General features: G+C 58.6%; 25 protein-coding genes. 12 read left to right on the top strand and 13 right to left on the bottom strand.

Annotation, left to right across the window (positions count from 1 at the left end):
* Positions 1-72: 72 nt before the first annotated feature.
* The gene (locus DHN55_RS15415; RefSeq protein ID WP_108882354.1) at positions 73-354 is read left to right on the top strand and encodes a DUF1330 domain-containing protein; all 282 of its coding nucleotides are present in this window, start codon (positions 73-75) and stop codon (positions 352-354) included.
* 227 nt (positions 355-581) lie between these two features.
* On the opposite strand, the gene DHN55_RS15410 is transcribed toward DHN55_RS15415, so the two are convergent.
* The 4 genes from DHN55_RS15410 to DHN55_RS15395 form a co-directional block, all read right to left on the bottom strand.
* Positions 582-812 carry a GDCCVxC domain-containing (seleno)protein gene (locus DHN55_RS15410; protein WP_108882353.1) on the bottom strand — a complete coding sequence of 77 codons (231 nt, stop codon included), beginning with the start codon at positions 810-812 and terminating at the stop codon, positions 582-584.
* Positions 782-994: a mercury resistance system transport protein MerF gene (gene merF / locus DHN55_RS15405; protein ID WP_108882352.1), complete on the bottom strand. Its 213-nt coding sequence runs from the start codon at positions 992-994 to the stop codon at positions 782-784. The genes DHN55_RS15410 and merF overlap by 31 nt, the downstream gene beginning before the upstream one ends.
* 188 nt (positions 995-1,182) lie before the next feature.
* Complete coding sequence (locus DHN55_RS15400) at positions 1,183-1,563, bottom strand: tautomerase family protein (protein ID WP_108882351.1); 381 nt, start codon at positions 1,561-1,563, stop codon at positions 1,183-1,185.
* A gap of 19 nt (positions 1,564-1,582) precedes the next feature.
* The gene (locus DHN55_RS15395) at positions 1,583-2,152 is read right to left on the bottom strand and encodes a DUF4865 family protein (protein ID WP_108882350.1); all 570 of its coding nucleotides are present in this window, start codon (positions 2,150-2,152) and stop codon (positions 1,583-1,585) included.
* 95 nt (positions 2,153-2,247) lie between these two features.
* On the opposite strand from DHN55_RS15395, the gene DHN55_RS15390 reads away from it, so the two are divergent.
* Entirely contained in the window at positions 2,248-3,096 is an 849-nt protein-coding gene (locus tag DHN55_RS15390; protein ID WP_108882349.1) for a LysR substrate-binding domain-containing protein, read from the top strand.
* Between the two features lie 243 nt (positions 3,097-3,339).
* On the opposite strand, the gene DHN55_RS15385 is transcribed toward DHN55_RS15390, so the two are convergent.
* Together DHN55_RS15385 and DHN55_RS15380 are read right to left on the bottom strand one after the other, a co-directional pair.
* Complete coding sequence (locus DHN55_RS15385; RefSeq protein ID WP_108882348.1) at positions 3,340-3,795, bottom strand: carboxymuconolactone decarboxylase family protein; 456 nt, start codon at positions 3,793-3,795, stop codon at positions 3,340-3,342.
* 27 nt (positions 3,796-3,822) lie between these two features.
* The gene (locus DHN55_RS15380; RefSeq protein ID WP_108882347.1) at positions 3,823-4,329 is read right to left on the bottom strand and encodes an Rrf2 family transcriptional regulator; all 507 of its coding nucleotides are present in this window, start codon (positions 4,327-4,329) and stop codon (positions 3,823-3,825) included.
* 708 nt (positions 4,330-5,037) lie between these two features.
* Between DHN55_RS15380 and DHN55_RS15375 the strand changes: the two genes are divergently transcribed.
* Positions 5,038-5,292, top strand: coding sequence for a hypothetical protein (locus tag DHN55_RS15375; RefSeq protein ID WP_108882346.1), 255 nt, complete (start codon positions 5,038-5,040; stop codon positions 5,290-5,292).
* Entirely contained in the window at positions 5,292-5,678 is a 387-nt protein-coding gene (locus DHN55_RS15370; RefSeq protein WP_108882345.1) for a hypothetical protein, read from the top strand. Before DHN55_RS15375 ends, DHN55_RS15370 begins: the two co-directional genes overlap by 1 nt.
* Before the next feature lie 67 nt (positions 5,679-5,745).
* On the opposite strand, the gene DHN55_RS15365 is transcribed toward DHN55_RS15370, so the two are convergent.
* The 4 genes from DHN55_RS15365 to DHN55_RS15350 all read right to left on the bottom strand — a co-directional run bounded on the left by DHN55_RS15365 (position 5,746) and on the right by DHN55_RS15350 (position 7,872).
* Positions 5,746-5,952, bottom strand: coding sequence for a hypothetical protein (locus DHN55_RS15365; protein WP_108882344.1), 207 nt, complete (start codon positions 5,950-5,952; stop codon positions 5,746-5,748).
* Complete coding sequence (locus DHN55_RS15360) at positions 5,949-6,266, bottom strand: hypothetical protein (RefSeq protein WP_337660371.1); 318 nt, start codon at positions 6,264-6,266, stop codon at positions 5,949-5,951. The genes DHN55_RS15365 and DHN55_RS15360 overlap by 4 nt, the downstream gene beginning before the upstream one ends.
* A 386-nt stretch (positions 6,267-6,652) precedes the next feature.
* Positions 6,653-7,183 (bottom strand): hypothetical protein, encoded by a 531-nt coding sequence (locus DHN55_RS15355; protein ID WP_108882342.1) that lies wholly within the window; start codon positions 7,181-7,183, stop codon positions 6,653-6,655.
* On the bottom strand, positions 7,180-7,872 hold the full coding sequence (locus tag DHN55_RS15350; RefSeq protein WP_108882341.1) for a S24 family peptidase: 693 nt from the start codon (positions 7,870-7,872) through the stop codon (positions 7,180-7,182). Before DHN55_RS15350 ends, DHN55_RS15355 begins: the two co-directional genes overlap by 4 nt.
* 115 nt (positions 7,873-7,987) lie before the next feature.
* Here DHN55_RS15350 and DHN55_RS15345 point away from each other — a divergent pair, with 115 nt between their 5' ends.
* The 3 genes from DHN55_RS15345 (at position 7,988) to DHN55_RS15335 (ending at position 9,644) form a co-directional block, all read left to right on the top strand.
* Positions 7,988-8,617: a GcrA family cell cycle regulator gene (locus tag DHN55_RS15345; protein ID WP_108882340.1), complete on the top strand. Its 630-nt coding sequence runs from the start codon at positions 7,988-7,990 to the stop codon at positions 8,615-8,617.
* 55 nt (positions 8,618-8,672) lie between these two features.
* The gene (locus DHN55_RS15340; protein ID WP_108882339.1) at positions 8,673-9,077 is read left to right on the top strand and encodes a hypothetical protein; all 405 of its coding nucleotides are present in this window, start codon (positions 8,673-8,675) and stop codon (positions 9,075-9,077) included.
* 87 nt (positions 9,078-9,164) lie between these two features.
* Positions 9,165-9,644, top strand: a complete 480-nt coding sequence (locus DHN55_RS15335; protein ID WP_108882338.1) for an N-carbamoyl-L-amino acid amidohydrolase — start codon at positions 9,165-9,167, stop codon at positions 9,642-9,644.
* Between the two features lie 75 nt (positions 9,645-9,719).
* Here DHN55_RS15335 and DHN55_RS15330 read toward each other — a convergent pair whose 3' ends face one another.
* On the bottom strand, positions 9,720-10,100 hold the full coding sequence (locus DHN55_RS15330; protein WP_108882337.1) for a hypothetical protein: 381 nt from the start codon (positions 10,098-10,100) through the stop codon (positions 9,720-9,722).
* Positions 10,097-11,011 (bottom strand): SPFH domain-containing protein, encoded by a 915-nt coding sequence (locus DHN55_RS15325; protein ID WP_108882336.1) that lies wholly within the window; start codon positions 11,009-11,011, stop codon positions 10,097-10,099. Before DHN55_RS15325 ends, DHN55_RS15330 begins: the two co-directional genes overlap by 4 nt.
* Before the next feature lie 1,211 nt (positions 11,012-12,222).
* On the opposite strand from DHN55_RS15325, the gene DHN55_RS15320 reads away from it, so the two are divergent.
* The 5 genes from DHN55_RS15320 to DHN55_RS15300 all read left to right on the top strand — a co-directional run bounded on the left by DHN55_RS15320 (position 12,223) and on the right by DHN55_RS15300 (position 15,619).
* Complete coding sequence (locus DHN55_RS15320) at positions 12,223-12,555, top strand: hypothetical protein (RefSeq protein WP_108882335.1); 333 nt, start codon at positions 12,223-12,225, stop codon at positions 12,553-12,555.
* Between the two features lie 117 nt (positions 12,556-12,672).
* Positions 12,673-13,227: a nucleotidyltransferase family protein gene (locus DHN55_RS15315; RefSeq protein WP_108882334.1), complete on the top strand. Its 555-nt coding sequence runs from the start codon at positions 12,673-12,675 to the stop codon at positions 13,225-13,227.
* Between the two features lie 170 nt (positions 13,228-13,397).
* Positions 13,398-14,345 (top strand): C45 family peptidase, encoded by a 948-nt coding sequence (locus DHN55_RS15310; protein ID WP_337660370.1) that lies wholly within the window; start codon positions 13,398-13,400, stop codon positions 14,343-14,345.
* Positions 14,346-14,755: 410 nt separating this feature from the next.
* Entirely contained in the window at positions 14,756-15,115 is a 360-nt protein-coding gene (locus DHN55_RS15305) for a TfoX/Sxy family protein (RefSeq protein WP_108882332.1), read from the top strand.
* A gap of 105 nt (positions 15,116-15,220) precedes the next feature.
* Positions 15,221-15,619, top strand: a complete 399-nt coding sequence (locus DHN55_RS15300) for a VOC family protein (RefSeq protein WP_108882331.1) — start codon at positions 15,221-15,223, stop codon at positions 15,617-15,619.
* 23 nt (positions 15,620-15,642) lie between these two features.
* On the opposite strand, the gene DHN55_RS15295 is transcribed toward DHN55_RS15300, so the two are convergent.
* Complete coding sequence (locus tag DHN55_RS15295) at positions 15,643-16,143, bottom strand: hypothetical protein (protein WP_108882330.1); 501 nt, start codon at positions 16,141-16,143, stop codon at positions 15,643-15,645.
* Between the last annotated feature and the right edge of the window lie 79 nt (positions 16,144-16,222).

Below are 16,222 nucleotides of genomic sequence, written 5' to 3'. Positions count from 1 at the left end.
AGTATAGCGTATTTTCGAACAGAGAATGCGTGCGTAGGGTGATGCCACAAACCAACCTGAAGGATTTGCCCCATGACCACGCACGCCATCGTCAACCTGCATATCACAACCCCTGAAAGCCTTGCGGCCTACCGCGAAAAGGCAGCCGATGCGCTGACCAAACACGGCGGCGCGGTGCTGCAGGCATCGCGCGAGCTTGAGGTGATTGAGGGCGATACAGAGCTGCCCGACATGGCAGCCATCCTGACCTTCCCGGATCACGCGGCCGGTCTTGCCTGGATCAATGATCCGGAACTGGCGGATGTCCATGCCCTGCGCCGTGGCTGCGGGCGGTCGACGATAGTGTTGCTTTGATATTGGTCGAACAGCTTATCCGCCTTCGGCGGGCCGTTCTCCGACCCTGAACAAACGTTGTGATAAACTCCTCCGAGGCACGAAGTGCCGAGGCAAGGCCGACTGGCCGCCGCACGAAGTGCGCCCCAGCGGAGCGCAGCCGTAAGGCTGCTGGCGTGAGCGGAATAAAACAAGGCACGAACTATCGAAGAAAGCTGTTCGACCACAAAAAATGACTCTCCCCAAACTCACCCGCCGTCGCAGCAGCTGTCGCCCTGCTGGATGGGCGGGCAGGGCATCGTGCCGTAGGAGCAGTAGACGCAGCAGTCGCCCGGTTTGGGGCGCAGAACCGCGCTACACCCTTTGCAGTCATAAAACCACTGGCAGGCATTGGTCGGCATGGTCTCGGTTTCGACATGCCCGCATTCGGGGCAGGTGATGGTCGATGTCAGTTCGGCTGAACCGTCTTGCGTTTCCATAGGGCATACACCGTGATTGCAACGAAAATGGCGAGTGCAGGCAGCAGTACATAGTCGAGCACACCAACAAGTGCCGACAGCCCGATCGCGCCCAGCAACACGACCAGAACCGGCGTGAAGCAGCACAGCGCCGCTATAACGCTGCCGATAATGCCGACCTGCAGAAGTTTGCTGCTTGTCATGGGCGCAAGTCTACATTGTTTTACATCACTCACGCCAGCAGCCTGTCGGCTGCGCTCCGCTGGGGCGCACTTCGTGCGGCGGCCGGTCGGCCTTGGCTTGGCACTTCGTGTCTCGGGGGAGCTCATCATTACACTAGTTCAGGGTCGGAGAACGGCCCGCCGGAGGCGGATAAGCTGTTCGACCACTATCACCCATACTGCGCCACGCCGTTGCCGAAGGACCAGTTCTCCTTCACAACCTCGACAAGGTTGATGAAGACATCGCCCGGGCGCACGCCGGGATCGGTGCCGAGATTGTCGGCTATGGCGGCGTAGAGCGCCTTTTTTTGTTCGACCGTGCGGGTGTTGTTGGCGGTGATCTGGATAATCACCAGGTCATCGCTACGCTGGATGCCCAGGTAGTCTGCGCCATAGTCGAAACCGGCTTCGTCGTGTTCGGTAATGGTCATGAAGCGATCGTTTTCCGGCACATCGAACGTATCGCGCATCGCCTTGTAAATGCCGTCCATGACGGCTTTGCGGTAGCGGGGCGGTTTTCCCTGGCGCACGGAGATTTTTGTCAACGGCATGATGCGGTCTCCTGACAGTTCATGTGCTCAGCCTGTCCAGGCCGGGCTTGGCGAGATGGGCGACCTGATAGGCCATATGGCCGGCGTGATCCGTGCTGGTGGTTTCACAAAGCGTGAAGCGGGCAATGCGCCATGTGGCCAACTCGATGCCGACGACTGAGGCAACCGTGCCCGGCCGGGCAGCGGCCTGCCGGTTGCGGTCGGTTTCAGATGCGCGCAAGCTCGCCAGCGACTGGCCGCGCGGCATGTCGCCGTCTTCACGGTATAACATGGTGGCGTTTTCCGAGGGGCCCCTGGCTGCATCGATGGCGAGCCATGTCTCGACCGTCGGCCTGCCGAATGTGTCGAACACGTTCTGGAAACCTTTGTACCAGAGGAAATCCACGACAGCCTCGATCTCGAACCACAGATAGAGCGACGAATAGGCGTTGTCCGTCGCCCCCATCAGCCCGGCGTCTTCAATGGAAAATGCCTTGAACGCCAGGTGGGGCCGATCGTCGAACACCGGCCCGCCTTTCGCGACCCTTGAGCGGATGATCGACATGTCGTAGTCCGCCGGCAGTCGGTGTCGGTATTGCTTGATGAACATGTGCTGTCTCCTTTGCGGAGGATCAAGGCTAGACAGTATTCAATTATTCAATCAACATATGAATCGTTATTTCAATCATTCGAAAATCATATGACATGAAGAAATCCCTCGACCTTGATGCCGTTCGCGCCTTTGTGCTGGTGGCAGATCTGGCCAGCTTCACCCGCGCCGCCGACGGCCTGCAAACGGCGCAGGCGGCCATCAGTCTGAAAATCAAGAAGCTGGAGGACCGGCTTGGCTACCGGCTGCTGGATCGTACGCCGCGCCACGTGCAGTTGTCTGAAAAGGGTGAGGCCTTCATTGATCTGGCCCGTGACCTGCTGAACGCTCACGACAAGGCCCTGTCCGGGCAAAACGCGGAACAGCCGGCGCGTGTAACCATCGGCATCAGCGACCATGTTGCAGGCCCGGAACTGCCGAAGATGCTGCAGACGATTGCCCGTTATGATCCGGCGCTGTCCCTTGAAGTCAGCATTGCCGCGTCGCGCGACCTGCTGGAGGCATTCGGGGACGGGCAGTTTGATGCGGTTGTTTTCCGGCGCGAGCATGACATGCGCACCGGAAAGGTCCTGTTCGAGGAACCCGTCAGCTGGCTGGCTGCCCCGCAATTTTTGCATCGCAAGGGCGAACCCCTGTCCATTGCCACATTGTCATCCGCCTGTGGTCTCAGAACCCTGGCGACCCATGCGCTGGATGACGCCGGTATCGACTGGCGGGAGACCTTTGTCGGCGGAGGCGTTGCGGCAGTGGGGGCCGCAGCATGTGCCGGCCTGTGTGTAACGGTGCTGGCGACAAGGTTGGCGCCTGCCGGTACTGTCGATATCGGCGGAAAACTGGATCTGCCGGCGCTTCCGCATTCACAGGTTACTGCCAAGGTCCGCCGCCGGGACAGACGTACCAATGAGGCAATCAATCTGTTCCTGGCGGCGTTCAGGGGGCATTGAGCGCGGTGTGTTGTTCCGCATTTCTTTGGTCGAGCAACTCATCCTCGCTTCATGGTTTGCCTTATTCCGCTCACGCCAGCAGCCTTCGGCTGCGCTCCGCTGGGGCGCACTTCGTGCGACGGCCGGTCGGCCTTGCCTCGGCACCGTGTGCCTCGGAGGAGTTCAGCACAGCCGTTATTCGGGGTCGGAGCACGGCGCGAGCGCAGCGAGCAAAGCTGTTCGACCAGCAAAAACCAGCGGCCGTCAGGCCGCCTGGTCAACTGCATGCGGGGTCCTGAAGCCGACAGCCAGCCGGTTCCACACATTGATGGTGCCGATCGCGACACTCAGCTTGGCGATCTCCTCCTCGGAAAAATGTGCTTGCAGTTCTTCATAATCCGCATCGGGTGCGCCGGAGGTGCTGATATTGGTCAGCGCCTCGGTCCAGCCCAGCACGGCCCGCTCGCGCGCATCAAACACGCTGGCCTCGCGCCATACGCACACCAGGGCGAGCCATTGCTCACTCAATCCGTCTTCGCGAGCATGTTTGACATGCATGTCGACGCAAAACGCGCAGCCGTTGATTTGCGATGCACGCAGTTTGAGCAGGTGGATCAGGCGCGGTTCAAGGCCTGACTGCTTGGATACAAACAGTTCAAGGGCCAGCACCGCCTGGTAGGCGTCCGGCGATGCTTTCAGGTAATCAAGACGCGATTGCATGGGATACTCCTTTACTAATTTCCATTTTCACGAACTGGGTTTGGGTTGGCGCAGATGGCCGGCAAGAAACGCACAGCCGCGCGCGGCAATGGCGCCGTCATCTGCTGCTTGCACCTGGTCAATCAGATCCTGGATGGTGACGCCGCGCAGTTCGCTGCGATAGGCGCGTTCGGCGCGCAGCATGGCGGCGTTGATCTGGCAGGGGGCGGCGAAATACTTTTGCGGCAGCGGGTCGGGCCCGTTCTGGCGAATTTCCTTGCAGCGAAACGCAGGCTCCGGCCCCTCAACGGCCAGCACGATGTCAAGCAGGCTGATATCGCCCGGCTGCCTGGCAAGCCGGTAACCGCCCCGCGGCCCCGGCACCGTGCCGACAATGCCGGCACCCGACAGCACTTGCAGGTGCTTGAGCAGATAGCTCGTCGAAACACCATGCAACCCCGCCAGCGAGGCGGCTGACAGTAGGCCGTCTTCCGGCAGCGCTGCCAGCACTGTCACGCAATGGATCGCCTGCTCAACTCCGTCACCGAGTTTCATGTGGGCCTCTCGAAATAATCATGGATAAATATTATCTATGATTCTGTTTATGAGTCAAGAAAGTTCATTCCGCTCACGCCAGCAGCTTGGTTATTGGTGGTCGAACAGCTTTGCTCAGCACTACGTGCTTCGCGCCGTTCTCCGACCCCGAACAACAGTAGTGATGAACTCCTCCGAGGCACGGGACGTGCCGAGGCAAGGCCGACCGGCCGTCGCCCGAAGTGCGCCCCAGCGGAGCGCAGACGTCAGGCTGCTTGCGTGAGCGGAATGACCCCTGGCACGGGACGTGCCGAGGCAAGGCCGACTGGCCGTCGCACGAAGTGCGCCCCAGCGGAGCGCAGACGTCAGGCTGCTTGCGTGAGCGGAATGACCCCTGGCACGGGACGTGCCGAGGCAAGGCCGACTGGCCGTCGCACGAAGTGCGCCCCAGCGGAGCGCAGACGTCAGGCTGCTTGCGTGAGCGGAATGACCCCCGGCACGGGACGTGCCGAGGCAAGGCCGACCGGCCGCCGCACGAAGTGCGCCCCCGCGGAGCGCAGCCGTAGGCTGCTTGCGCGAGCGGAATGACCCCTGGCACGGGACGTGCCGAGGCAAGGCCGACTGGCCGTCGCACGAAGTGCGCCCTAGCGGAGCGCAGCCGTCAGGCTGCTTGCGCGAGTGACATAAAGCAATCTTGACACCTTGGTACCAAAATTATACACATGCCTCATGAAGAAAATCGAACGTATCCAAACTGGTCTGCGGCTGGAAAAACGGTTGCTGAAAGTTCTGAAGGGCCTGGCCGAGCATCTCGACATGTCGGTGGCCGAACTGATCGAAGCCATGGCCCTGCATGCCTTTGAGGGCAGGGCGCCGTTTTCGGCTGAGACCATCGGCAAGATCAACCAGTTGAAAAGCGTCTATGACCTCGACCTGACTGCCGAGGACAGCCATCGGACCAGTGACAGCGAAGGAGATGCCTGATGGTGGATTATTTCGACAAGCTGCAGCGGCTGCGAGCCGGCACACTGGCCCCGAAGGACTTTTCTCACACAGATCATGTCGGCGTGGCCTATGAAGCGCTGATGCGGCATGACTATGTGGAGGCAGTCGGTATCATATCGCGCGGTATCAAAACGCTGGCCGCGGCAGCCGGTGACACATCGAAGTTCAACGCCACCATTACTATGGCGTTTGTCAGCCTGATTGCCGAACGCATGCAAGCATCCGCGCATGACAACGCGGCAGACTTCCTGACCCGCAACGCCGATCTGACGGGTCCTGATGTGCTGGCGCCATGGTACTCGCGCGAGCGCATTACCTCACCGTTGGCCCGCTCGATCGCCCTGTTACCCGACCGGGCGCCGTGATTTTGGTTCTTGTTTATCGCTCCCGCCAGCAGCCGAAGGCTGCTGGCGGGAGCGGAGTAAAACTCCCCTAAAACTTTGCTCCGGCAAATCCGGCCAGTGCCTCGATGCGCTGCCTGATATAGGCGAGTGCGTCTGCGGTACACGGCGTTCCGGCACACTCCTGCTCGCCGATACGGGCAAGGTCGGCGGCAATGCCCATGGCGGACGTGGCCATGTGCTGGCAGTCGGCAACCAGGTCGGCGCGGACGGGGGCAGGGGGTGCTGGGCGGCTCATGTACAGATCTCCTGTCTTGGCCGGTAGTCGGCAATCAGGCGCATGCCGGGTGCCGGGGTGAAATTCCGCCAGTTCAGATACCAGTCCTGCCTCGTCGTACGGTTACGGGTGCGTGCACAGCGCATTTCGAAGAAACAATAGCCCGGTCCGCCATAACCGAATTCACGGGCCGTGATACGGACCTCCCGACCACCGCCACTGGCGTGCCAGTCACCGCGCCAGAAAGCGCAGCCATGACGTCTGACCGCCTCGCACTCGATCGGATCCTCTTGAGGGGCCGGTTTGACAGGTGGCGGTGCTGGTGGTGCCGACATCGGACCCGCCGGTCTGGAAAGATCATGCAGGAAAATGTGACCCATGGCGACCTCGCTGAAACTTCTAAATGAGTGCGTGTTATATAGTAGGTATAGTCCTATCATGTCAATAGGAAAACACCTATAACAACAGGAAAATTCCTGCTTGCAGGCATGGGCAACACTTCACGTCGGCTGCATCGGGTGCATTTTGGGTTTATTTTTGCCAGGCAGAAGCCGTGATGAACCGTTGCCGCAATGCGTGTTGCAAGCGCAGGCAGGAAACCGCCCTGTTTGGCTGACTGCTCGTCAAAACTCGGCAGCCATTCCGCCTGGATGTCAGCCCTGTGAGGTCTCCTGGGTCGCAACGCGATCCTGATCGGCTGGCGCGGCGGGCAGCAGCAAGGTTACTGGTTGGAATCTGCTGATTGGGATGATTTGTACTTCTGCATACCCCACTGGATCGCGTGTGCGAGCAGGTATCCGACAATCAGGAAAATCAGGCCTGCGGCAACCATGCGGCCTATGGCGTATCCCGCGCCTTGCGGAAACCCCGATACCATCCCTGTGATCAGCCTGAACAACATGCCGGCTGCAGCCAGTGCACCACCGCTGATCAGGGCGATGAGGTTGTTGGTCATCTTGCGTGGGTTGAACCCGCCTTGCCAGTCGAGCTGGTTTCCGGCGCTGCCGAATTTCAACCGGTGGACCAGCCTGGCGATCGCGCGCGATGCAAGGTAACTGGCAAGTCCCAGTGTGGTTGCAAAAATCAAAGCGCTGAGAAAGCCGGCGGCCTGGTAGCCAAGATCATATCGCGGGTCAAATGACAGGGCCAGCATCATCACGGTTGCGGCCGCAATGAGCACGCACAGACCCACGCCGACCCGGTGACCGAGGTCATCAAAAACCGCCCTGCGCCTGAAAAATTCGGTACTCACCTGGTGAATCTGCCGACATATCGCCCGACAATCGAGATTTCGTCCAGGCGCAGCTCCTTGGTCATGTGGTGCGGATTGTCAGACCCCACGCGAACCATGATGTCCTCGTCACCGGGATCGCTGGACACTTCCAGCCGTTTCACGATGACCCCGCCAAACTCGTCTGCCAGCACGAACAGGCCCGGCGGTGACGGCTGGCGGATGCGGGTGTCCACGAACACCACGTCGCCGTCCAGCAGCGTTGGCGACATGCTGTCTCCCTGCACCGGGAACGCGGCCAGGTTGCCGGACCTGGCGTTAAGGCTGTACAGCAGCCAGTCGGGCAGGCGCCAGTGGTCACGTACCACTTCGCGGCTGAATGTCATGCCATTGGCGGAATGTGATTCAAGGGCGGTAAAACCGCCCCCGCCGGCGCCTGCATGCACGTCGATTTCCGGTATCTGCTGCTGCGCGCCGGCAGCAGGCTTGCCGGGCCGGGTGCCTTGCGGTCCGCCAAGCTCTGCCTGGTCCACGCCCAGCTGTTCGGCCAGCAGAATGCGTGAGCGCTCGTTCAGCTCCTTCGGAATGCCGCGTTCCAGGTACTGCTGCAGGTAGGCGTGATTCTTGCCCAGCGCCAGCGACAGGCTCTTCATATCGAGGTTCTTGTCGCCGATAAGCTGGCGGATGCGTTTGCGTACGGGATCAGTCATAGGAATAAGCCTCTCAGGTAATAGGAGAAATGTCCAATAGGAATTTTCCGCTTGCGTTATAGGTATAGTCCTATTATGTTAACCTGCCGTATCCGATCATCAGGAGAGGCAGTTAATGACAGCAGGAAAACCACCGGCAAATGTGGCAAACGCGGCAAATGCAAAGCCGTCCAAATGGACGCCGGAAAAGGTCGAACAGGTCAGGAGGCTGACGGCTGCCGGCCACACGTCGCGGCAGATCGGCGCCATGATGGGCTCGACCCGCAATGCCATTGTCTCGGTGTGGAGGCGGTTCGGCATTGAACCGGTCATGAAGCGTAATACCTGGGACGAGGCCGCCATAACCCGCGTGGTGCAATTGCTGGATGAAAGGTGGGCCTATACCGAGATCGCCGCCGAATTCGGCGTCACCCTCGGCACCATCGGCAATGTGGTGACCCGGCACGGCCTCAGGCCACGCAAACCGAAACCCGGCAGGTTCGCCATCAAGGCGCCGGACTTTGACGCCGATGCGGTGTTCGACAGGAGCCCGTTCAAGCCGATGTTTGCTGAGGGTTTCGCCGGTCAGGCCGGCAAGCTCGCCATGGCTGACCTTGAAGACCATCACTGCCGCTTTCCCGTCGACCAGCCGGACGGCACGGTCAAATTCTGCGCCGACACGCAACAGCACGGTTCGCCTTACTGCCCGGCTCATCACGAAAGATGCTGTGGCGGGCCGGCGATTACCTTCAAGAAGCGGGCGTGAGCGCATGCCTGAACCCGGTTCCCGAAGAATACAGCCCAACAAGAGGGGGTTGACCATGACCCGGCCGCGCGGAAAAATCGACCAACTGGCCCGTGAGTGCGGGGTGGAAATCCTGCCCTGCCACAAGGCCAGGAGAGGGCATACCTACAAGGTCACCCACGCCCGGCGCACCTTGCAGCGCATGTTGCGTCAGCACGGCCCCGGCCATGTCCGCCTGACACTGCGATGCATCGTGGACTCCGGCCGTGCCAACGCGTCTGAACTGCACGACGACACCATAGGCGCTGTATCGGACGTGCTTGCCCAAAACCCCGAAATTGCCGGTATGGACGGCATACTGGACGCGTTTGAAGCCCTGAGCCTCGCAAAAATCCGCCGCGCCCAGGCCAAGGCATTCAGAACGGCAAGGCGCCATCGCATCGCGGCAATACTGGTAGATCGGCTGCTGGGGGAGGGATGAAAGATGACGTAACGGAGTAATTGATTGTCATGATCAACGTCTTTGTGGTGATCTGCGGTGATGGCACAGAACGAAGGAGGCTGAGTGATGACCCTGAGGAATCCATACCTCAAGGCCGGTCGACTTGCGGACGTGATCGCGGCTATTACGGCATTGGGAAACTACCCGTACTACAAACTCAGTTTTGACAAGTGGGCAGAAAAAATTGTCAACGATCCGGGACAGGCCGGAAAATGGCAGGCGGTTTTCGCCGAACATCCCGAATTTTTCAGAATATCAGGTGACAAGGCAAGCCTCGTCTGGCGCAGGCAGTTCCGCAAGCTGTTTCATACAAAACACATGGGGGAGGTCACCCGCGAAGAATTCGACGCTATGTCACAAGAGGAAAAGGAGCGAATTTCAAGACGCCCGCTTTCTTCCGGTGAACTGGGAACATTGATCGAAACGACGGTCAACTTGCACCAGAGGGCGCTTGAGCAGAAAGTTGCAAGTCGTTACTGGATTCCCCTGGCAACAGCTTCGCTGGCTTTTTTGGGAAGTTTGGTTGGCGGATTGATTGTCTCGTGAGATTGTAACTGATGTCTGGGTCGGACAGGCTGTTTGTTCCGCCACTCCGACCCAGCAATTCCAACCCGCTTGCTGTCACTCGGCCGTAACCGGTGAAACCCGCGGCTCCGTCTCCAGCTCACGCATCTGCTGTACGCGTTGCTCGTCGGTCGTCACTTGCGGTGACAGGTCCTTTACCTCCGGCAGGGTGGTTTGCTGCTGCACAACCGGTTCCTGCCAGGTGTTGAGCGTATTGCGCGGGCCATAGGTCGCTGCAGAGCGCATCGACATGCTGGCAAAGGCGATCAGCAGGACGGCCACCAGAGCGCTGTTGACCATGCTCTTGTGCCGGGGCCTGAAGTCCTGCGACTTGAACAGCCAGTGACGCGCCAGCAGGGCGACACCGATCAGGACCAGCATTGGTGCCAGCACGCTGAAGCCCAGTGAAAAACTCAGATTGAGAAACTGAAAACTCATTTGCGGACCTCCTTGGCAAAGATGCGCTGTTGCATGCCGACGGTGCCGAGCGCGTCAAACGGCACGAACACCGTATTCGGGTTGATGGCCATTTTCTCCAGGACCTCGAGCCGCCTGTACTGCAGGTACTTGTCTGAAACGGATTCTGCATAAATCGCATTTTCCTCGCGCGCGGCCTCGGCCTTTTCACGGCGCACCTTGCGGTTCAGCTTGGCCTTTTCCAGCTCGGTCTGTAGTTGCACCAGCGCGATCTGCTTCTTGGCTTCCTGTTCTTCGATCTCGACGCGGCGCTGCGCGGCAATTTCCTTCTGCTTGGTTATCACCTCGGGAAACTGCACGTCTGCCAGCGAGAAGCGTTTGATCGACAGTGGTGTGCTGGACAGCGCCTTGGTCACCACGTCCCTGAGTTCCGCGTTGATCCGCTCGCGGCTCGAGGCAACCTCGTTGATGGTGTATTTCGCCATCGCCGTGCGCACGATTTCGCGCATGATCGGCTGGCCGTAAATATCGTAGATGCGCGATATGGTGATGACCCCGCGCTTCGACGTGACCCGGTCGAAAATGCTGTCCAGGGCTTGCGCGTCATTGCGCACCGCCAGGGTAAAGCGCACGTCAAAGCTCATATTCAGTTGCTCGCGCGGCATGAACAGCTTGAAGGTTTCCTTGACGCCGGTGTCGCTGGCTTCGATCAGCACCAGCCGGTCGCAATACCAGAAACAGGCATCCAGCCGGAAACGTGACGGCGGAATGTTCTCAGGCGCGTAGCCGTTCTTGGTGAGGATCTTGCCAATGTGCGCAGGCGGTACTTCCACCCGCTGGCCGAAAAACGGCGCAACGACGAAAAATCCTGCAATGGCGGCAAGTACGCAGCTAGAGGCTGCTATTCCAAGGTATCTTGAAGTGAGTTTCATGATTTTCTCCTCTCTCAAATTGTTTTTCTTGCGTTTATTGGTGGCAAACAGTTCCCCTGAGTTACGCCGGGCGCGGAAATTCCCCCTGTCGTGTCATCTCCAGTATCAAGAACGACCGGCAGGTGGTGCGCAGTGCTGACGGATCGGATAAAGGTAAGTGTTTTTAAAAATGAAAATCCCATGCATTAATACATATATGGGTATGCGAAATTTAGTTTACAAGAAATTTCAACAAAACCGTTTTAATCAAGCATATTTTATGGAAAAAAGTATTTTACACATTAATAACAAATGTAGTTTATGAAAATATGAATCAGTATATTGAAATTGAATTGTGGTATGTTGTGATTTGATGAAAATACCGGTTCCAGCTGCCGCGGGAATGGTGGCAATAAGCCAACCGACCGGACGGTCTCCTGGCTGCAGGCAGGCACAGTGATGAACTCCGTTCAAATGCACGAAGTGTGTTGCGGTGAAGCGCAACCACACGCTGCTTGCGTGAGCGGGATGAAACAGTACACCAGATGCCCATTCAGGAGTGACGGCATGTGACGACGGCGATGTGCTCTGCAAAAAGTACTCACCACAAAACCTGCTCCTGGGGATGAAGAATACTCTACTCACCGCAAGTCTTGCATCACATGCCGTCCTGCACAGGACGTAGCCGAACAAGGGCTAAAAGATGATGATGTCGTGGCAACTCCATGGTTACCCACACTGCACAGCGTATGCGGAGTAAAACCGGCAGCATACGTCACAAATTGTGGATATGCGCCGCGTTGAATTTCCATGATCTGATCGCCTGTCGATGAACCGGTATCGCAGGAGTGACAGTTCGGACGCGGCGGCGGCTGGATGCGACCGGCGCTTGACGGACCGGGATTGCTGCCGGTGGTTGTAATGCCAAGCCCGGCAGCGACCGTTAACGATTGATTCATACTATCAGAATTTCAGATTAAAATCAGCAAAGACAACCGCTTGTACGGGCAGCTTGATTTTGCGCAATCACTGGTTGAGTGGTTGCGATTAACGAGGAAATTTACTGCCTGGAAGCATGATTCGGCGGTTTGCTCATCAGGCTTGCGCCAATTGTGGCGGAAAGCTGAACCGCGGATGAACATGAATTTCAGTTAACATTCAGGCGATGTTTGTCAATGTGCTGATCAACGGGTCGGGCAATATGACCACCAACTGAAACGGAACCTGAAACCATGATCAACAAGACCAATTTGATGGCAGTGGCGATTGTAGCAGCTGCCGCTTTCACCGCCGTACCATCGGCCAATGCAACCGTTGCCGCCGGCATGTCTGCCGCTAGCGCGGCAAGCACCACGGCTGCTACCACCACTGCACCTGCAGGTATCGTCCTGGCGCACGGCTACGGCGGTCACTGGCATGGCGGCTGGGGCGGCGGCTGGGGTGGCGGACACTGGGGCCACGGCCACCGCTGGCGCAAGTGCCGCTGGCTGAAGCGGAAAGCACGCCGCACGGGCCGCCGCTACTGGTGGAACCGCTACTACAGATGCCGCAACCGCTTCTATTGAGCCGGTAACAGCAATCTGTGACTGACAAGAAGGCAGCCGGAGCATCTCCGCGCTGCCTTCGACGTTTGTGAGCGGGGTGACTATCAACTGGTTTCACTCGCCATTACTGTAACCCTCGTGCGCACGTGTCAGGACATAACGGCATTCCTTCAACGCCAGCGGACTGTCACGGCGCTGCTGCACCATGTAGCGGCACTGGACGTTGAGGATTGCTGGATCGGAGCCGGCCTGATCCGCAATGCGGTTTGGGATCACCTGCACGCCATGCCCGTCGAGCCTGTGCCGGGAAGCGACGTTGACGTGATCTATCACAACCCTGCCGACATCAGCCCGGACCAGGACCTTGCAATCGAGAAGCGTCTTTTCGAGGCACACCCGGCCATTCCCTGGTCTGTGCATAACCAGGCTCGCATGCATGAGGCAAACGGTGATGCGCCATATCGCAACATTGCAGAGGCAATCAGTTGCTGGCCCGAAACCGCAACCGCAATTGCCGCCCGGATAGTTGCCGGCAAGGTGGAGATCATTGCCCCGCACGGAGTTGACGATCTTGTCGGCATGGTTGTTCGACCAGGTCCAGGCTTTGCTCACAAGCTGACAATCTACCGGAACAGGATCGCGACCAAGAAGTGGGCGCAACGCTGGCCAGGGCTGCAGTTCATCGACGTCTGATGTATTCCGATGGCGACCGCTGTCTGCGCCAACGCATTCCCTCGGCAATCTCGATTGTTTACCGGCAGGCATCCAGTCGTGTTATTGCAAGATTCCGGTCGGCAAACCGCCGTGAGTTCAACTCGTTTTTCTGTTTGATAGGTCATCCCGCAACCGGATGGAAACCCGCCATGTCTGAAGAGTTGATCATAGATCTCAGCCGCCAGCCTCAGGAGCGCTGGGCGTTCTCAGACACCCAGCTTGATCATGCCCGCCAGTTGATTGACGTCTATCGCAAGGATTTGGGGCAGTCAGCCAGTCTGGCGGAGACGGTGGCACAGGCGGTGCGGCCCATTCTGCCTGCCGACTACTGGGGCGAGATGCAAAGTGTGGCGTCGCGCGTTGGCGTGCCGGCTGATCTGCTGCTGTTGTGCAATGCCTACTACGATGTGTTCAGCGCGCTGATCGGCTGCACGGCCTTTGCCGTGGACACGCCTGAAGGTCCGTTGCATGCGCGCAACCTGGACTGGTGGACGGAGAACCGGTTGCTGAATGAAACCTCCATGGCCTGCCGGTTTACCGGTGCGCCTGCCGGCGAGTTTATCTCCATTGGCTGGCCCGGCTATCTGGGCGTCTTGTCCGGCATGGCTCCGGGCCGGTTTGCGATCACTCTCAATGCGGTTTCAAGCGAGGAAGCCGCACAGATTGCCTTGCCGGTTTCGTTTCTCATCAGAAAAACCTTCGAGGAGGCCGGGAGCTTCGGCGATGCTGTTGAGCGTTTGGCGCAGGCGGTGATTCCGGGCAACTGCCTGCTGCTGGTCTCCGGTGTCGGGCCCGGCGAGATGCTGGTCATCGAGCGCACGCCGACACGCAGCGCCATCCGTCAGGCCGAGGCCGGCCGGGTCATCGTGGCCAATGAGTATCTGAAACTGGATGCGAAAACCGCGCCCGCCGACACCGAGCTGCAATCATCATCCTGCAGCCGCTATGACAGGATGGCCATCTTGCTGCAAAGGCCTCCGAAAGACCTCCAGGGCTGCATCGGCTATCTCCGTAATCCGGCGGTGCAAATGGACATCACGGTCCAGCAAATGGCTTTCCATACAGCCGGCGGCGGGTCGTATTGGCAAGCCGCGTGACAGCAATCCGCATCCCTGTCGGGATGCGCTGGCTGACATGAAGAAATCTCTCAACAGGACGAAAATGTCGACAGGCGGCATTCGCAAGGAAGCAGGGCGCGCAGCTGGCAATGACTGATTCATATTCTTAAAACCGTTAATTTACATGTTTCAAAACAATATCTTAAGTGCTCAAATTGAATCAGTGGAAATTTCACCCTTGCCGCACACCGCCCGTTGGTTGATGAAAATCATGGTGATGGCTCACATCAGCGGCTAATCAAAAACATTAAGCTTGGTGACGCCTGTCTGGAGCGACAGCCGCCCCTGGTTATTCCTGTTTGACCGCTCGCATTACCTGGCGCAACTTTCATCGCATAACCATAATGCGCAGGTAGATCATGCTATGATTTTGCGAAAATGATGGAGGCATGATGACAAGTTCGCAGACAGCTTATGCCGACGTACTGGAGAGGTATCGGGAGCTCGTTGCCGATACCGCGGGCGAAAAAGTCAAGGGCAAGGCCAGCCCCAACACGTCGATGAACGGCAACATGTTCAGCTTCCTGGACAAGACAGGCACGCTGTGCATTCGGCTGTCCGAAGAAGACCGGGCGGCCTTTGCTGCCGATTTCGAGGCGGGCCCGGTTGTGCAATATGGTGCCGTGATGAAGGAGTATGTTTCGGTGCCGCTACAAGTGCTTGCAGACCCGGATGCACTAGGGGGATGGTTTGCCAGAAGCCTGGCCCACGCACAGAGCCTGCCTGCCAAGGCGACCAGGAAGAAGTAGCAGCTGACCTCTGGTACTGATTATCCGCCAGGACTGCATCTTGTCCGCCTGTCGTGATCAACGCTAAACCGTAACCTCAATTCATAAGAACAATACGAGGCATGCATGGTTGAAACGTCAGGGCTCAATCACCTTGGTCTGTCGGTTTTCGATCTGGATCAGACAACGGCGTTTTTCACCGAGGTGCTGGGCTGGCAGGAAATTGCCCGGGATGACTCCTATCCCAGAAACTCAGTCACCGATGGCAGGCTGCGCCTGACCCTGTGGCAGGTGGACAGGACGGAACAGGTCACTGCCTTTGACCGGCGCGCCAATGTCGGTTTGCATCACATGGCAATGGAGGTCGAAAGCGAACCGCGGCTGGCAGAGCTGGCCGACAGGGTCGCAGCCTGGCCGGGTGTCAAGGTCGAGTTCATGCCGGAACCGGTGGGCGACGGTCCGCGCAAACACATGATGTTTGCCGAACCCGGCGGCCTTCGCCTGGAACTGATCTGGCCCGGATAGGACGCGGGAGCACGTTCCGGCCTCTATTCCGGACATGCCTCAAACTCAGGCACTTCCGCCGATACCCGTTTCAGTGCCCATTTGCAGCTTTCGACGACCAACCTGCCTTCGGCGCCCGGCAGCGCCTCGGTAGTGAATATGGTGTCAGCGGCAAAGCTGAATGACTGGCCTGCGCTGGTGGCAGGAAAAATCCGCACGAGTTCCTTATAGTCAAACCGGCCCTTGCAGGCCTCAAGGTATCCGGCCATCACCTTGCCACCGGCGATCTCCTGCACCTTGCCCCGGTAAAGCGACGGCTTGCCCTTCGTCTCGGGGCTGATAACGGCAAATGTTTCGACATCCAGGCTGGTGCCGGTGTGCCGGATGTTGGCCAGGAAAGACCGGCTGAAACCGCCCGCCGCGCCGCCGTTCACATGGTCACAGACGAAGTGACCCTCATAAGTGCCAGTCCAGGAAAACCCCTCTGCGGCTGCAGGCAGGGAGGACAGAGCCAGCACCAGGCAGGTTGCAATTGTGTTCTTCATGGTTCTCTCCGTGCAAGAGCCTGTGTTCCCGGACGGGAAAAGGCCTGGTTCGTATGATGTCTTCAGTGTCCGATGAAAT

This window comes from Anderseniella sp. Alg231-50, assembly GCF_900149695.1.
Lineage (GTDB): Bacteria > Pseudomonadota > Alphaproteobacteria > Rhizobiales > Aestuariivirgaceae > Anderseniella.
The sequence above is the reverse complement of the archived record's forward strand: the minus strand, read 5'-3'. Positions and strand labels throughout refer to the sequence as shown.

Bases quoted from the DNA above. Each gene is read 5' to 3' on its own strand.
- DHN55_RS15415 (WP_108882354.1), top strand. From the start codon at position 73: ATGACCACGCACGCCATCGTCAACCTGCATATCACAACCCCTGAAAGC.
- DHN55_RS15410 (WP_108882353.1), bottom strand. From the start codon at position 812: ATGGAAACGCAAGACGGTTCAGCCGAACTGACATCGACCATCACCTGC.
- merF (WP_108882352.1), bottom strand. From the start codon at position 994: ATGACAAGCAGCAAACTTCTGCAGGTCGGCATTATCGGCAGCGTTATA.
- DHN55_RS15400 (WP_108882351.1), bottom strand. From the start codon at position 1,563: ATGCCGTTGACAAAAATCTCCGTGCGCCAGGGAAAACCGCCCCGCTAC.
- DHN55_RS15395 (WP_108882350.1), bottom strand. From the start codon at position 2,152: ATGTTCATCAAGCAATACCGACACCGACTGCCGGCGGACTACGACATG.
- DHN55_RS15390 (WP_108882349.1), top strand. From the start codon at position 2,248: ATGAAGAAATCCCTCGACCTTGATGCCGTTCGCGCCTTTGTGCTGGTG.
- DHN55_RS15385 (WP_108882348.1), bottom strand. From the start codon at position 3,795: ATGCAATCGCGTCTTGATTACCTGAAAGCATCGCCGGACGCCTACCAG.
- DHN55_RS15380 (WP_108882347.1), bottom strand. From the start codon at position 4,329: ATGAAACTCGGTGACGGAGTTGAGCAGGCGATCCATTGCGTGACAGTG.
- DHN55_RS15375 (WP_108882346.1), top strand. From the start codon at position 5,038: ATGAAGAAAATCGAACGTATCCAAACTGGTCTGCGGCTGGAAAAACGG.
- DHN55_RS15370 (WP_108882345.1), top strand. From the start codon at position 5,292: ATGGTGGATTATTTCGACAAGCTGCAGCGGCTGCGAGCCGGCACACTG.
- DHN55_RS15365 (WP_108882344.1), bottom strand. From the start codon at position 5,952: ATGAGCCGCCCAGCACCCCCTGCCCCCGTCCGCGCCGACCTGGTTGCC.
- DHN55_RS15360 (WP_337660371.1), bottom strand. From the start codon at position 6,266: ATGTCGGCACCACCAGCACCGCCACCTGTCAAACCGGCCCCTCAAGAG.
- DHN55_RS15350 (WP_108882341.1), bottom strand. From the start codon at position 7,872: ATGACTGATCCCGTACGCAAACGCATCCGCCAGCTTATCGGCGACAAG.
- DHN55_RS15345 (WP_108882340.1), top strand. From the start codon at position 7,988: ATGACAGCAGGAAAACCACCGGCAAATGTGGCAAACGCGGCAAATGCA.
- DHN55_RS15340 (WP_108882339.1), top strand. From the start codon at position 8,673: ATGACCCGGCCGCGCGGAAAAATCGACCAACTGGCCCGTGAGTGCGGG.
- DHN55_RS15335 (WP_108882338.1), top strand. From the start codon at position 9,165: ATGACCCTGAGGAATCCATACCTCAAGGCCGGTCGACTTGCGGACGTG.
- DHN55_RS15330 (WP_108882337.1), bottom strand. From the start codon at position 10,100: ATGAGTTTTCAGTTTCTCAATCTGAGTTTTTCACTGGGCTTCAGCGTG.
- DHN55_RS15325 (WP_108882336.1), bottom strand. From the start codon at position 11,011: ATGAAACTCACTTCAAGATACCTTGGAATAGCAGCCTCTAGCTGCGTA.
- DHN55_RS15320 (WP_108882335.1), top strand. From the start codon at position 12,223: ATGATCAACAAGACCAATTTGATGGCAGTGGCGATTGTAGCAGCTGCC.
- DHN55_RS15310 (WP_337660370.1), top strand. From the start codon at position 13,398: ATGTCTGAAGAGTTGATCATAGATCTCAGCCGCCAGCCTCAGGAGCGC.
- DHN55_RS15305 (WP_108882332.1), top strand. From the start codon at position 14,756: ATGATGACAAGTTCGCAGACAGCTTATGCCGACGTACTGGAGAGGTAT.
- DHN55_RS15300 (WP_108882331.1), top strand. From the start codon at position 15,221: ATGGTTGAAACGTCAGGGCTCAATCACCTTGGTCTGTCGGTTTTCGAT.
- DHN55_RS15295 (WP_108882330.1), bottom strand. From the start codon at position 16,143: ATGAAGAACACAATTGCAACCTGCCTGGTGCTGGCTCTGTCCTCCCTG.